General features: G+C 72.4%; 15 protein-coding genes. 2 read left to right on the top strand and 13 right to left on the bottom strand.

What is annotated here, in order from left to right; all coding sequences use genetic code 11:
* The 13 genes from GRC12_RS33270 to zapE all read right to left on the bottom strand — a co-directional run.
* Nucleotides 1-926 (bottom strand): DUF692 domain-containing protein (locus tag GRC12_RS33270; RefSeq protein WP_244374163.1); only part of this gene is annotated, 926 nt, incomplete at its 3' end.
* A gap of 123 nt (nt 927-1,049) precedes the next feature.
* Entirely contained in the window at nt 1,050-1,835 is a 786-nt protein-coding gene (locus GRC12_RS33265; RefSeq protein ID WP_208783397.1) for a DUF4142 domain-containing protein, read from the bottom strand.
* A gap of 173 nt (nt 1,836-2,008) precedes the next feature.
* Nucleotides 2,009-2,734, bottom strand: coding sequence for an aminoacyl-tRNA hydrolase (locus GRC12_RS33260; RefSeq protein WP_244374162.1), 726 nt, complete (start codon nt 2,732-2,734; stop codon nt 2,009-2,011).
* Nucleotides 2,735-2,748: 14 nt separating this feature from the next.
* Entirely contained in the window at nt 2,749-2,928 is a 180-nt protein-coding gene (locus tag GRC12_RS33255; protein WP_208783393.1) for a hypothetical protein, read from the bottom strand.
* A 31-nt stretch (nt 2,929-2,959) separates the two neighbouring features.
* Nucleotides 2,960-3,802 carry a polysaccharide deacetylase family protein gene (locus tag GRC12_RS33250; protein ID WP_208783392.1) on the bottom strand — a complete coding sequence of 281 codons (843 nt, stop codon included), beginning with the start codon at nt 3,800-3,802 and terminating at the stop codon, nt 2,960-2,962.
* Nucleotides 3,803-3,951: 149 nt separating this feature from the next.
* Nucleotides 3,952-5,472 carry an FAD-dependent oxidoreductase gene (locus GRC12_RS33245; RefSeq protein ID WP_208783391.1) on the bottom strand — a complete coding sequence of 507 codons (1,521 nt, stop codon included), beginning with the start codon at nt 5,470-5,472 and terminating at the stop codon, nt 3,952-3,954.
* Between the two features lie 28 nt (nt 5,473-5,500).
* On the bottom strand, nt 5,501-6,358 hold the full coding sequence (locus GRC12_RS33240; RefSeq protein WP_308286696.1) for a PPK2 family polyphosphate kinase: 858 nt from the start codon (nt 6,356-6,358) through the stop codon (nt 5,501-5,503).
* Between the two features lie 17 nt (nt 6,359-6,375).
* Nucleotides 6,376-6,930 (bottom strand): YbhB/YbcL family Raf kinase inhibitor-like protein, encoded by a 555-nt coding sequence (locus GRC12_RS33235; protein ID WP_244374161.1) that lies wholly within the window; start codon nt 6,928-6,930, stop codon nt 6,376-6,378.
* A 45-nt stretch (nt 6,931-6,975) separates the two neighbouring features.
* The gene (locus tag GRC12_RS33230) at nt 6,976-7,764 is read right to left on the bottom strand and encodes a slipin family protein (protein ID WP_208783390.1); all 789 of its coding nucleotides are present in this window, start codon (nt 7,762-7,764) and stop codon (nt 6,976-6,978) included.
* Nucleotides 7,765-7,864: 100 nt separating this feature from the next.
* Nucleotides 7,865-9,334: a SulP family inorganic anion transporter gene (locus tag GRC12_RS33225; RefSeq protein ID WP_208783389.1), complete on the bottom strand. Its 1,470-nt coding sequence runs from the start codon at nt 9,332-9,334 to the stop codon at nt 7,865-7,867.
* 8 nt (nt 9,335-9,342) lie between these two features.
* Entirely contained in the window at nt 9,343-9,921 is a 579-nt protein-coding gene (locus tag GRC12_RS33220; protein ID WP_133041546.1) for a carbonic anhydrase, read from the bottom strand.
* Nucleotides 9,922-10,012: 91 nt separating this feature from the next.
* On the bottom strand, nt 10,013-10,405 hold the full coding sequence (locus tag GRC12_RS33215) for a hypothetical protein (protein ID WP_208783388.1): 393 nt from the start codon (nt 10,403-10,405) through the stop codon (nt 10,013-10,015).
* Nucleotides 10,406-10,559: 154 nt separating this feature from the next.
* Nucleotides 10,560-11,666 (bottom strand): cell division protein ZapE, encoded by a 1,107-nt coding sequence (gene zapE, locus GRC12_RS33210; RefSeq protein WP_208783387.1) that lies wholly within the window; start codon nt 11,664-11,666, stop codon nt 10,560-10,562.
* A gap of 37 nt (nt 11,667-11,703) precedes the next feature.
* On the opposite strand from zapE, the gene GRC12_RS33205 reads away from it, so the two are divergent.
* Both GRC12_RS33205 and GRC12_RS33200 read left to right on the top strand, forming a co-directional pair.
* Nucleotides 11,704-12,510 (top strand): pyrimidine reductase family protein, encoded by an 807-nt coding sequence (locus tag GRC12_RS33205; protein WP_208783385.1) that lies wholly within the window; start codon nt 11,704-11,706, stop codon nt 12,508-12,510.
* Between the two features lie 133 nt (nt 12,511-12,643).
* Nucleotides 12,644-13,117: an indole-3-glycerol phosphate synthase gene (locus GRC12_RS33200; RefSeq protein WP_207929648.1), complete on the top strand. Its 474-nt coding sequence runs from the start codon at nt 12,644-12,646 to the stop codon at nt 13,115-13,117.
* Nucleotides 13,118-13,154 lie beyond the last annotated feature (37 nt).

Raw genomic sequence — 13,154 nt, 5'->3', positions numbered from 1 at the left:
GCCGGGAGTTCCTCGGTGATTGCCGCTGTCACTGTCCCGGTGCCCGCCGCGGTCGCCGCCACCTCCCTTCGCACCGCCCGCGCCGGCTCGCCGCCCGCCGCCCGTCCTTTCTCCACGGCCGCCCGGATCGCGGCCAGCTCCCCCTCCAGCACTCCCGGCTCGGGGAAGTTCTCGTCCCGCTCCAGCAGCACGCCCGGCGGGCGCACCCGGGACGCGAGGTCGGTCAGGACCTCCAGGACCGCCTCCGGCACCGGGTGGGCGTGGCTGTCGTGCCAGACCCCGTCGCGTTCGAAGCCGCCCGCGACATGGACGTAGGCGATGGCCTCCACGGGGAGCTCGGCGAGGGCCTTGGCCGGGTCCTCGCCGCGGTTGACGTGGTTGGTGTGCAGATTGGCCACGTCGACGAGCAGCCGCACCCCGGTCCGGTCGACGAGGTCGTACAGGAACTGCCCCTCCGTCATCTCCTCGCCCGGCCAGCAGATCAGAGCGGCGATGTTCTCCACGGCGAGCGGCACGGGCAGCGCGTCCTGCGCGATGCGGACGTTCTCGCACAGCACGTCCAGGGCGTCCCGAGTGCGCGGGACGGGCAGCAGATGACCGGCCTCCAGCGGCGGTGACGCCGTCAGCGGTCCGCCCGCCCGGACGAAGGCGATGTGCTCCGTGACCAGCGGCGACCCCAGCGCCTCCGCACGCTCGGCGAGCGCGGTCAGCCGGCCCGCGTCGGGACGGTCGGCCCCGCCCAGGCCCAGGGAGACACCGTGCGGGACCACCGTCACCCCGCGCTCCCGCAGCCGCTGGAGCGCGTCGGGAAGGTGCCCCGGGCACACGTTCTCGGCCACGACCTCGACCCAGTCGATGCCCGGCATCAGCTCCACGGCGTCGGCGATCTCCGGCCGCCACCCGATGCCCGTGCCCAGTCGCTCCATGGTCGTCCCCTCCCTGCCGTCTCCCCGAAGAACGTGACGGGGGTATGGCCCCGGCACCCCGCCCCGAACCGCGCGTCCCGCACCTTCAGAGCAACATTTGAGGTTCCTCGCGTCCCGCCCGGCTCACCCGAGGACGCCCGCCGTGTCCACCGGATCCGGCCGCCCGGTGTTGACCGTGCCGGGTGCGCCCGGCGAGGGGCGGGACGTCGTCGGCAGGTTCGCGCTGGGCACGGCGGCGGGCGCCGAGGGCGCGACCTGGCCGGGCACGGGGGCCGCGGGTCCGGTCGGGCTGGCGGTCGTCCCGGCCACCGCGTCGTTGGCGATGGCGTCGAAGTCGACCTTGCCGGTCTTCTCCAGGATCGTGATGTGGTCGAGCACGGTCTGGTTGGCGTCCGAGGCCAGTTGCCGTACGAGGGTGTTGCGGGTGGTGTTCCGGACCGTGCCGATCGCCGGGAAGATCTTGCCGTGCGCGGACCGCAGCAGGTTCACGAACTTGTACTCGTACTCCGCGCCGCTCGCCGCCGACATCTCCTGCAGCCAGCCCTGCTGCTGTTCGTTCGGCTGGTTCGGCAGGGCGACGCCCAGCTGGGCCGCGACGATCCGGACCCGTTTGTCGAGGTCGGTGTGGCCGACGATGAGATGGTCGCCGGCCTCCTTGATCGCCTGGCTCGGCGCGCGCTCCAGGGCCTGCTGCCCGGCCGGCAGCTCCCACAGTCCGGCCAGCCGCACCCGCACGATCAGATCGCGGTCGGCGGCGGTGAGCGGGCCCCACTGGGTGTTCACGGTCCCCGCCGCCACGTTCGCCTGACCGGTGCCCGACCGGTCGGCGTACGACCACACGGGGAACGCGATCGCTCCGACGGTGGCGACGAGGGCCGCGACGAGGAAGGCCGTGCCATTGATCCGCATGCGCTGCAAAGGTCCCTCCCGGATGAAACCAACTGGTCCACGGCGCGGGGAAGTTGACCAGGCGCCGGTGACAGGAGGTACGCGGGGGTGGCCCCGGTTGTTCAAGCGACGGCCAAATAACTAAACGACTGGTAAAGCGATATGCCCGCTCGGTCCCGTTCCGTCCAGCCGTGTCATCGCAAGGCCGGATGATCGGCGACGACGGTGCACGAGCCGGGCGCGATCTCGGTGAACCCGGCGTCCCGCACCAACGGCAGCCCGGCGCCGGTCAGTTCGGCCCAGCGCTCGCGCTCGGCGGTCCGTACGGCCAGGGGGAACCCGGCGTCCCGCCATGCGGCGCGTTCCTCGTCCGACAGCTCCCACCAGGCGAGTTGGGCGCCGTGGCCCGCCTGGGCCATCGCCTTGCCGGCGGACATGTCCAGCTCCGGGTTCAGCCACAGCACGGGCTGCGAGGTGTCGGCCTCCCCCGGTGCCTCGGGATCGTCGAGGTCGGTGCCGGACACCTGCAGCCGGGCCAGGTCCTTCGGCCACCCGTCGAGCGGTACCGGCGGGAAGACCCGCACCTCGGCGGACTTCCCGGTGACGGTGATCCCGTCCAGCCCCTCGGCCCGCCGCCACTCGGCCCCGCGGGCCCGCCGAACGACCTTGCGGATCCGTGCGTCCTGCCACTCCCGCACGGCCTGGGCCCACGCACCGTCCCCCAGGGCCCGCTCATCGCTGAGCATGACCAGCACGGCCCGGGCGGCGGTCTCCAGGGCGTCGGTACGGGCAGGCGGCGCCGCCTTCTCCATCCGCACGACGAGCGGCAGCACGAACTGCGGGGCCTCGTCGCGGGCGGTGCGCTCGGACCGGAAGGGACTGTCACCGGTTGCTGTCGAATCAGGGCTCACACCAGGCAACTCTAAAGGGCCGCTCACCCCGAGCAGGCGCCGCGCTGGGCCTCCTGCCACTCGCACCGGGGGCACATCGTGATGCCCTGGTACGACTCCGGGTACTCCGTCGTCTCCCGGCACAGCACACAGTCGGCGTACGGCGGACCGTCCGCCGTCGGCGGCTTGGTGGCGTCGGCGATCGTGCAGTACTCGTCGCTCATGACTCCAGCGTAGATCGCTCGCGGACGTCGCTCACCGGCGTCCCTTCGCGTCCCCGACGAGCTCCGACACCTTCACGAACCGGTATCCCCGCGTACGCAGTTCCGGCACGATCGTCCGGACCGCGCGCTCGGTCACCGGGGCCGCGCTGCGGGTGCAGTGCATGACCACCACCGAGCCGGGGCGCACGCCGTCCAGGACCTGCCGGGCCACGGCGTCCGCGTCCGTCGCGAACGCGTCGCCGCTCACCACGTCCCACTGCACGGCGGTGACGCCGACGGGCGCCAGCGCCTTGAGGGCCCGCTGGTCGTAACAGCCGCCGGGGAAGCGGAAGTACGGCATCGCGTCCCTCACCCCGGCCCGGCGGAACGCCGTGTACGCCCGCTCCACGTCCGTCCGCATCCGGTCCGCGGTGACGGTCGGCAGGCCGTAGCAGTCGCCGGTGAAGGCGTAGTGGCTGTAGGAGTGGTTGGCGATCTCGAAGAGCGGGTCGCGGTCGATGGACCGCGCCTGCACCGGGTACTCGTCGGCCCACCGCCCGGTCATGAAGACGGTCGCCGGCACCTTCAGCGCCCGGAGCGTCGCGATGAGCTGCGGGTTGTCGAACCGCTCGCCCGCCGCGGCCCGTTTGCCCTCGTCGGCCGTCATGTCGGCGTCGAAGGTGAGCGCGACGACCTTCCCGTCGGTGCGGGGGCCGTTCTTGAAGACCGGCGTCAGGCCGCCCGGCCCTGGGGCCAGGGTCGGCGGCCGGGAGGGCGCGGCGGAGGTGGCGAACGGGGCCGGGTGGGCGGCGTGCGGTGCCTTGACGGTGCCGCAGGCGGTCAGGGCGGTGCCGAGGGCGCAGAGGGCAGCGGCACGTCGTACGGGAGCGATCACCGTACGAACGTAGAGCTGATTGTCTTATTTACGCGGTTATGGGGGTGGTGTTCGGGGTCGGCGTCACTCGGTCAGGTCAGTCGGTCAGGGCACTCGGTCAGGTCAGTCGGTCAGGGCACTCGGTCAGGTCAGTCGGTCAGGTCACCCGGTCAGATGTCCCGGCGCTCCAGCGGCCTGGTCGCCGGGCCCTGGATCACCTTGCCGTCCTTGTCGAAGCGGGAGCCGTGGCAGGGGCACTCCCAGGCGCGTTCCGCGGAGTTGAAGGAGACCAGGCAGCCGAGGTGGGTGCAGCGCGGGGAGACCGCGTGCAGGCTGCCGTCGTCGTCCCGGTACACCGCGACCCGGTCGTGTCCGGCGCGGACCACGGCGCCCTCGCCCGGCGGCAGCGACTCCAGCGGCGGCACCGGACGCAGCCGGTCGCCGACGAAGTGCCGGGCCACCTCGGCCTGCGTCTTGAGGAACGTCGGCGCCTCGCGCACCGCCGTCCGCAGCCGCCGCGGGTCGTACAGCTCGCTCCACGCGCACGGCTCGCCCAGGATCTGCGCGCTCAGCAGCCGGCCCGCCATGATGCCGCCGCTCAGGCCCCAGCCGCCGAAGCCGGTGGCGACGTAGGCGTGCCGGGCGCCCGGGTGCAGCAGGCCCACCATGGGCACCGTGTCCGTGGGGTCGTTGTCCTGGGTGGCCCAGCGGTGGGTGAGGTCGGCGTCCGGGAAGTGGTCGCGGGCCCAGGCCGTCAGGCGATCGAAGCGGGTCCGGGTGTCTCCGGTGCCGGGCGTGAAGTGCTCGCCGGTCACGACCAGGAACCGCCGCCCGTCCTCGCCGTAGGGGGCCGTCCGCACGGATCGGGTGCCCTCGTCCGGCGTGATGTACATGCCCTCCGGGTCCCGGTCGGCGGGGAGCGGCCCGGCGACGACCAGTTCGCGGCGCGGGGAGAGACGGGTGAAGAGCAGGGCCCGGTCGAAGATCGGGTAGTGCGTGGCGACCACGACGTCCCGGGCGGTCACCGTCGCGCCGGACGCGGTCGCCACCCGGCACGGCGCGCCCTCGTCGAGGCCGGTGACCGTGGTGTGCTCGTGGATGCGCCCGCCCCGGCGGACCATGTCCTCGGCGAGCGCCAGCAGGTACTTGCGCGGATGGAACTGCGCCTGTCCGGTCACCTTCACCGCGCCCGCCACCGGGAACGGCAGCCCGGTGTCCGTCGTGAACGAGGCCGGCAGCCCCGCCTCGCTCGCGGCGGCCGCCTCGGCCCGCAGCTCCTCCACCCGGGCCGCGTCGCAGACATAGGTGTAGGCGTCTCGGCGCTCCCACTCGCAGTCCACGCCGAGTTCCCCGGCGACCTCCGCGGCGTGTTCGACGGCCTCGCTCTGCGAGCGGGCGTAGAGGCGGGCGCCGTCGGGGCCGCGGGTGCGGCGCAGCTTGTCGTAGATCAGCGTGTGCAGCGCGGTGAGCTTGGCGGTGGTGTGGCCGGTGACGCCCGCCGCGACCCGGTCGGCCTCCAGCAGCGCCACCGACCTGCCGGCCCGCGCCAGCTCCCACGCGGTGCTCAGTCCGGCGATCCCGGCGCCGATCACGGCCACGTCGACCGTGAGATCCTCGGTGAGCGGCGGATGGTCGGGGCCCGGGGCGGTCTCGAGCCAGTACGAGCCGTTGACGTGCTGGTCCTCGTTCATGGCGGCCGGGTACCCAGCCCGGGCCGGCTCAGTGTTCGAGGAGCCGTTTCCGGCACTCGGCCAGGTCGAACCCCGGCTCCGGGTACCGCGGGTCCAGCGCCTGGAGATGCTCCAGGAGCAGCCCTGCCACGGCCCAGTCGCGGTACCACTTGCGGTCGGCCGGGATCACGTACCAGGGGGCGTGCGGGGCGGAGCAGCGGTGCAGGGCGATCTCGTACGCCTCCTGGTAGGCGGGCCACAGGGCGCGGTCGTCGATGTCGCCGGGGCTGAACTTCCAGCGCTTGTCGGGTCGGTCCAGGCGCCTGAGGAGACGGCGGCGCTGCTCCTCGAAGGAGATGTGCAGGAAGCACTTGACGAGGGTGACCCGGTCGTCGGCCAGGCGCTGCTCGAAGCGGTTGATCTCGTCGTAGCGGCGCTCGATCTCGTCGCGCGGGGCGAGGGCGCGGACGCGGGGGACCAGGACGTCCTCGTAGTGCGAGCGGTCGAAGGCGCCGATCTCGCCGGGGCGGGGGAGTTCCCTCTCGATGCGCCAGAGGAAGCCGTGCTCGCGTTCCTCGGCGGTGGGTGCCTTGAAGCCCATGGTCCGGCAGCCGGCCGGGTTGAACAGCCCGACGACGTGCTTGATCGTGCCGCCCTTGCCGCTGGTGTCCATGCCCTGCAGTACCAGCAGCACCCGGCGCCGGCCGCCCGCGGTGCCGGCCGCCCAGAGCCGCTCCTGGAGCTTGGCCAGCCGCTTGCCGGTGCGGGCGGTCTCCGCGCGCCCCGCGGCCTTGTCCTTCGGGCCCGCCGGCCCGTGCCGGGTGTCGTACTCGGCCAGGTCGAGATGTTCACCGCCGGGCACGCGCAGCAGCGTGCGCAGATCCTGGTTCCTTCCGTCCTTGGCCACGGGAGTGTCCCTTCCGTTCAGCGGCCGTAACGGCCGGTCAGGGTGCCCGAGGCCAGCGTGTGGCCGGCGAGTGCGCGCCCCAGGTCGTCGGGCGAGGCGTCGGAGGGCAGCTGGAGGGTGCGGTCGGCGGCGTAGACCGTGAAGACGTAGTGGTGCGGCTGGTCTCCCCTGGGCGGGCAGGGTCCGCCGTAACCGGTCCGCTTGAAGCCGTTGCGGCCCTGGACCGTGCCTCGCGGGACCTGGCCGGCGGGCCAGCCGGTCCGGTCCGGGGGCGCGTTCCACAGCAGCCAGTGGGTGAAGGTGCCGTGCGGGGCGTCGGGGTCCTGGACCAGGAGGGCCAGGGTGACGGTGGCCGGGGGCAGACCGGAGAAGGCGAGCGGCGGTGAGACGTCCTCGCCGTCACAGGTGTGGCGCCGCGGGATCGTGCCGCCCTCGGCGAAGGCGGGGCTGGAGACGGTGAGGCGCCGCCCGGCAGCGGGCGAGGGCGCGGAGGAACCCCCCGCGCCGTCCCCGCAGCCCTGGACGAGCCCCACCGCCATCACCACACCGACGATCACCACCGTGCGCCGCATGCACGGAACGCTAGCCCCGCGATCCGCGGCCCGCCAGCGGCGTGGTCACTTCTCCAGGTGGTGGTCCTGTGGGTGTTCCTGGGCCCTCTCCAGGAAGCGGAGCAGCTCCACCGGGAAGGGGAGCACCAGGGTCGAGTTCTTCTCGGCGGCGACCGCGACGACGGTCTGCAGCAGCCGCAGCTGGAGCGCGGACGGGGTGTCCGCCATCTGCTGCGCGGCCTCGGCCAGCTTCTTGGAGGCCTGCAGTTCGGCGTCGGCGTTGATGATGCGGGCGCGGCGCTCACGGTCGGCCTCCGCCTGGCGGGCCATGGAACGCTTCATCGACTCCGGCAGCGAGACGTCCTTGATCTCCACCCGGTCGATCTGCACGCCCCATCCGACGGCCGGGCTGTCGATCATCAGCTCCAGGCCCTGGTTGAGCTTCTCGCGGTTGGAGAGCAGGTCGTCGAGGTCGCTCTTGCCGATGATCGAACGCAGGGAGGTCTGCGCCATCTGGGAGACGGCGAACTTGTAGTCCTCGACGTTGACCAGCGCGGCCGCCGCGTCGACCACCTTGAAATAGACGACGGCGTCGACCCGCACCGTCACGTTGTCCCGCGTGATGCCCTCCTGGGCCGGGATCGGCAGCGTGACGATCTGCATGTTGACCTTCGCCAGCCGGTCCACGAACGGGACGATCATCGTGAACCCGGGACTGCGCACCTCACCGCCGAGCCGCCCGAGCCGGAAGAGCACCCCGCGCTCGTACTGCTTGACGACGCGTGCCGCCGCGGCGGCGTAGACGAGCGCGGCCGCTCCGGCCGCGACGACGGCTGTCACCAGCTCAGGGACCATCACGACCCCCTCGGGGAGAGGTCTTTCTGTCTGCTTCTGCAACGATATGCCCGGTGGCCGGTCCCGGGCCACGAGGGTCCGGGACCGGCCACCGGGGTGCTCATGCGGCCGTCGTCACCCGCACCGGTTCGGAGCCGACCGCGCTGTGCCGCTCGGCCCAGTTCTCCAGTGCCGTACGGCAGGCGTGGTCCAGGTGGTGCAGTCCGGACAGGTCCAGCTCCACCGGGCGGTCCTGGGGCAGCGCCTCCAGGCTGTCGAGGATCTTCGGGAGCCTGAGGAAGGTCGCGTTGCCCGTCAGATGGACCTGGACGGGACCGGCGCCCTTGTCGACGATCTCGGTCCTGAGGTGCGAGGCCTCCCAGGCGGTCTTGACCACGGACAGGGCCAGACCGATGAGCACGCCCTCGAACATGTTGACCGCGACGATGGCCACGGCCGTGACCACGAGGATCAGCGCCTCGCCGCGGTGGCTGCGCCACAGCGCCGAGATCTGCCGGAACGGGATCAGCTTCCAGCCCGCGTGGACCAGGATGCCGGCCAGGGCGGGGATCGGGACCAGCGCCAGGGCGGACGGCAGCGCGGCGGCGAACAGCAGCAGCCAGGCGCCGTGCAGCACCCGTGAGGCCTTGGTCCGCGCACCCGCGCCGACATTGGCGGAGCTGCGCACGATCACAGCGGTCATCGGCAGCGCGCCGAGCAGACCGCACACCGTGTTGCCCACGCCCTGGGCGACCATCTCCTTGTCGTACTCGGTGCGCGGACCGTCGTGCAGCCGGTCCACGGCCGCCGCGCTGAACAGGCTCTCCGCCGAGGCGATCAGCGCGAACGCCACGATCGTGCCCCAGATGGCCGGGGTGGCCAGCTCACCGAAGGCGTCGCCCCCCGGCACCTGGACGACGCCGAACAGGCCCTCCACCGTGACGGTGGCGACCGGCAGGCCGAAGGCGAGGGTGGCGACCGTGGCCAGGACCACCGCGGCGAGGGCGCCCGGCACCGACCGCAGCGCCTTCGGCATCCTCTTCCACAGCACGATGACGGCGATGGTGCCCGCGCCGATCGCGAGCGAGGCCAGCGCCTCGGTGCTGCCGAGCGCGTCGGCGAAGGCCCCGGGCAGGCCCGCGATCTTGCCGAGGCCGGTCTCCGGCGCCTTCAGGCCCGCCGCCGCGTAGATCTGCCCGGCGATGATCACCAGGCCGATGCCGCAGAGCATGCCCTCGACCACGGAGACGGATATCGCCCGGAACCAGCGGCCTATCTTGAAAAAGCCCATCGCGAGCTGCAGCAGACCGGCCATCAGCACGATCACACCGAGCGTGCCCACGCCGAACTCGCTGACGGCCTCGAAGACCAGCACGGTCAGACCGGCGGCCGGTCCCGAGACCTGCAGGCTGCTGCCGGGCAGGAACCCGGTGACGAGGCCGCCCACGATGCCGGTGACCAGGCCCAGTTCCGCCGGGACGCCGGAGGCGACGGCCACGCCGACGCACAGCGGCACCGCGACCAGGAAGACGACTATGGAGGCGAGGAAGTCCTGCCGCAGATGGGGGAACTTCGAGGTCAGGGTCGTCATCGCCGCGCTCACAGGGCCTTGAAGACGTCGGCGGCCGGGTCGTGCGCCTGCACGGCGCCGGTGTGGACCTCGTAGAACCAGGCGTGCAGGGTCAGTTGACCGTCCTTCAGCTTCTTGTCGATGTACGGGTACGAGCGCAGCCTGAGCAGCTGCGTCAGGACGTGGCTCTGCACGCCCTCGGCCACGGTCGGGTCCTCGACCGTCCCCGTCGGGCGCGGGGTGGCGTGCGCGAGCCAGTCGCGCACGGCCGGTACGGCGTCCAGGTCGTCGCCGCGCACCAGGGCGCCGACGGCACCGCAGTGCGAGTGCCCGCAGACCACGATGTCGGAGACGCCGAGCACCTCCACGGCGTACTCGATGGTGCAGGCCTCGCTGGTGGGGTGCTCGGAGGCGTACGGCGGCACGATGTTGCCCGCGGTGCGCAGCTCGAAGAGCTCGCCCGGGCGGGCGCCGGTGATCAGGGCCGGCACGACCCTGGAGTCGGAGCAGGTGATGAACAGCACCTGCGGGGACTGGCCTTCGGCGAGTTTGGCGAACTCCTCAGGGCGCTGTCCGAACGTACGGGCGTTGTCGATGAGGGGCTGCATGATGTGGTGACTCCTCCTGACGTGCCGTGGGGGGCACGTCGGTGTGGGCAAGGAACAGGGTGGGGGAACTGCTCTGTTCTGCTCGGCTCTCTCAGCAGCGGAAGACCTGAAGTGCCGCCGGGGAGCGGGATGTCGAGGGTCTCGACGGATGCGGGACGCGGGGCGCCGCCGGTTCGCGGGCGGACGCCGGGTCCTCGCCCGGCAGGGGGCGCTCGGGGTCCTCGGGCGTGCATCCGGTGTTCACATGGCGGTCGCGGGTGCGCAGGGGGCCGGTCGGGTCCTTGGCGGGACCGCAGTCGCCGTGCGTCGCGGACTCGTCACGCAGCGCCTTGCCGGAGGGTTTCGTTCCGGGCAGGTCCTTGACCACGGCGTGACGGGCCGTGTGCGCGGCTGCGAAGGTTGCGTTCGGAGCGAAGAGCTGGAGGGCGAGCAGGGCGGCGGCGAGGAGGGCCAGGAGGGTCCTGGCCGTCGTACCTCGGAACATGCGCCCCCCTCCGTGCTCTTCGTGTCTCTCGTCCCGACCAAAGGATGGTCAACGGCTGGTCAAGAGACACGGTAACCCGGTGATCCCGTTTGCAGGGTTAACTTCACGTTTCGAGTTGAAGAGGGCCTGAATGGCGCCGGTGGGTTGGCGTGATCTAGTCGACGGCGACGAGCGACTTGCCGTCCCGGGCCAGCGCGGTGAGCCGGGATATCGCCCGGAAGTACTTCTTGCGGTAGCCGCCGTTCAGCATCTCCTCGCTGAACAGCATGTCGAAGGGCAACCCCGAGGCCACGACCGGGACTTCACGGTCGTAGAGCCGGTCCGCGAGCACCACCAGACGCAGCGCCGTCGCCTGGTCCGGCACCGGCTGGACGTCGGTGAGGCAGACCGCCCGCACGCCGTCGGTGAGCGCGCCGTAGCGGCTGGGGTGCACCTTGGCGAGATGGTCGAGGAGGGACGGGAAGCCGTCGAGCGAGGCGCCCTCCGTGGTGTGCGCCGCCCTGGTCACCTGCTCGTCCGAGAACGGCGCCGGCGCCTCGGGCAGACCCCGGTGGCGGTAGTCCTCGCCGTCGATGCGCAGCGGCCGGAAGTGGGCGGACAGGCCCTGGATCTCGCGCAGGAAGTCGGCCGCCGCGAAGCGGCCCTCGCCCAGCTTGCCGGGCAGGGTGTTGGAGGTGGCGGCGAGCGCGACCCCCGCCTCGACCAGCCGGCCGAGCAGGGTCGACACCAGGACGGTGTCGCCGGGGTCGTCCAGCTCGAACTCGTCGATGCACAGCAGACGGTGGCCGGAGAGCGTGCTCACCGTCTGCTGGAAGCCCAGGGCGCCGACCAGGTTGGTCAGCTCCACGAAGGTGCCGAACGCCTTCAGCGCGGGTTCCGCCGGGGTGGCGTGCCACAGGGAGGCGAGCAGATGGGTCTTGCCGACGCCGTATCCGCCGTCGAGATAGACCCCGCGAGGACCGGCCGGGGTCTTCGGTGCCCTGGCCCTCCCGAAGCCGAGGAAGCCGCGCTTGCCGCCGCCCGCCTGGTGGGCACCGCCGAGACCGGCGGCGAAGCCCTCCAGGACCCGTACCGCATCGGTCTGGCTGGGCTGGTTCGGGTCCGGTATGTAGGTGCTGAAGCGGACCGAGTCGAAGCGTGGCGGTGGGACCATCTCGGCCACCAGCCGTTCCGCGGGGACGTGCGGCGCGCGGGCGCACAGGGACAGCGGGGCCGCGTCGGTCGAGGGACGCAGGCCGGGAGCGGAAGGCGAGGACGACACGGTTACCCATGCTAAGCGTCGTGGAACACTGCACGGCATGCGACGCCTGTTCCCTGTGACCGACCAGACAGTGCCGACCGCCTCCGGTGAGGGGCCCGACGAGCCGGACGGCCGTGAGTGGAGCCTCGCCGAGCTCGCCGCCGCCTACGCCTACCCGGAGCCCGCCGCCGGGGGCCGGCCGGTGCCCTGGCTGCGGGCCAACATGGTCGCCACGCTGGACGGGGCCGCACAGCACGACGGGAAGTCGCAGCCCATCTCCAACGCCACCGACATGCGGATCTTCGGCACCCTGCGGGCGCTGGCGGACGTGGTGGTGGTCGGTGCCGAAACGGTACGGCAGGAGGGGTACCGGCCCGCCCGGGTGCGGGCGGAGTTCGCGGCGGCGCGGGCGGCGGCCGGGCAGACGCCGGTGCCGGCGATCGCGGTCGTCACCGCCGGTCTCGAGCTGGACTTCTCCCTGCCGCTGTTCGCCTCGCCCGAGGTGCAGACGCTGATCCTCACCGGCGCGGCGGCGGCCCCGGACCGGGTGCTGGCCGCGGAGAAGGCGGGCGCCCGGGTGGTGGTCGCCGGGGACGGCGTCGGCGTGGAGCCCGCCCGCGCCGTACAGGCCCTCGGTGAGCTCGGTCACACACGGCTGCTGACCGAGGGTGGCCCGCGGCTGCTGGGGCAGTTGGTGGCGGCGGGGGTGCTGGACGAGCTGTGTCTGACCGTCGCCCCGATGCTCACCGCCGGGGACGCCCAGCGGATCGCCGGGGGGCCGTCGGTCGCGGTTCCGAGGCGGTTCGCGCTGGCGTCCCTGCTGGAGGAGGAGGGGTTTCTGTTCAGCCGCTACCAGCGGACCTGACAATCGTTCAGCGGTACCGCCGGTCCCGAAAACGGCGGAATCTACCGTTCCGCTTGCCTTGCGGCGGGCACACTGAATCTCGCAGTCCCCGTGAGATCACGGGGCAGGATGGTTTCCGCAGAAGGGGCGCCCGGTGTTCACAAGCGTACTGATGATCGAGAAGGCCCTGACGTCCGCAGACGTGGAGTTCGTCACCGGCCTGCACGGGGAGGAGGAGGTCTCCTTCCACGTACTGCTCCAGCCCCGCGGCGACCAGGCCGACCGCCTGCTGCGGGCCATCGACGACGTCGCCCTCGGCGAGCTCGACGAGGCCACGCGCGAGGGGCTGACCCCGGAGGGGGAGGAGGCGAAGAGCTTCGGCGAGCGGGCGCTGGCGGTGTCCCTGCAGGCGCTGACGGCGGCCGGCAGCGCGGCGGAGGGCAGACTGATCGAGGACCATCCGCTGGACGCGCTGAAGTCCCTCGTGGAGGAGATCGGCGCGGACGAGGTGATCGTGCTGACCGACCCCCACTACGTGGAGGAGTTCTTCCACCGGGACTGGGCGTCCCGGGCCCGCCACAAGGTGGGCGTCCCGGTCCTGAAGCTGTTCTCCCACAGCAAGGCGTAGCGGCTGTCGCCGGGCCGGATCGGGCCGGGTTGGGTTG

It is taken from the genome of Streptomyces griseorubiginosus (assembly GCF_017614965.1).
GTDB classification, from domain to species: domain Bacteria; phylum Actinomycetota; class Actinomycetes; order Streptomycetales; family Streptomycetaceae; genus Streptomyces; species Streptomyces griseorubiginosus_B.
Note: the sequence above shows the minus strand (reverse complement) of the source record. Positions and strands in the feature narration are given on the sequence as shown.

Coding starts and splice junctions, on each gene's coding strand:
- GRC12_RS33265 (WP_208783397.1), bottom strand. CDS start 1,835: ATGCGGATCAATGGCACGGCCTTCCTCGTCGCGGCCCTCGTCGCCACC.
- GRC12_RS33255 (WP_208783393.1), bottom strand. CDS start 2,928: ATGAGCGACGAGTACTGCACGATCGCCGACGCCACCAAGCCGCCGACG.
- GRC12_RS33245 (WP_208783391.1), bottom strand. CDS start 5,472: ATGAACGAGGACCAGCACGTCAACGGCTCGTACTGGCTCGAGACCGCC.
- GRC12_RS33235 (WP_244374161.1), bottom strand. CDS start 6,930: ATGCGGCGCACGGTGGTGATCGTCGGTGTGGTGATGGCGGTGGGGCTC.
- GRC12_RS33230 (WP_208783390.1), bottom strand. CDS start 7,764: ATGGTCCCTGAGCTGGTGACAGCCGTCGTCGCGGCCGGAGCGGCCGCG.
- GRC12_RS33225 (WP_208783389.1), bottom strand. CDS start 9,334: ATGACGACCCTGACCTCGAAGTTCCCCCATCTGCGGCAGGACTTCCTC.
- GRC12_RS33220 (WP_133041546.1), bottom strand. CDS start 9,921: ATGCAGCCCCTCATCGACAACGCCCGTACGTTCGGACAGCGCCCTGAG.
- GRC12_RS33215 (WP_208783388.1), bottom strand. CDS start 10,405: ATGTTCCGAGGTACGACGGCCAGGACCCTCCTGGCCCTCCTCGCCGCC.
- GRC12_RS33205 (WP_208783385.1), top strand. CDS start 11,704: ATGCGACGCCTGTTCCCTGTGACCGACCAGACAGTGCCGACCGCCTCC.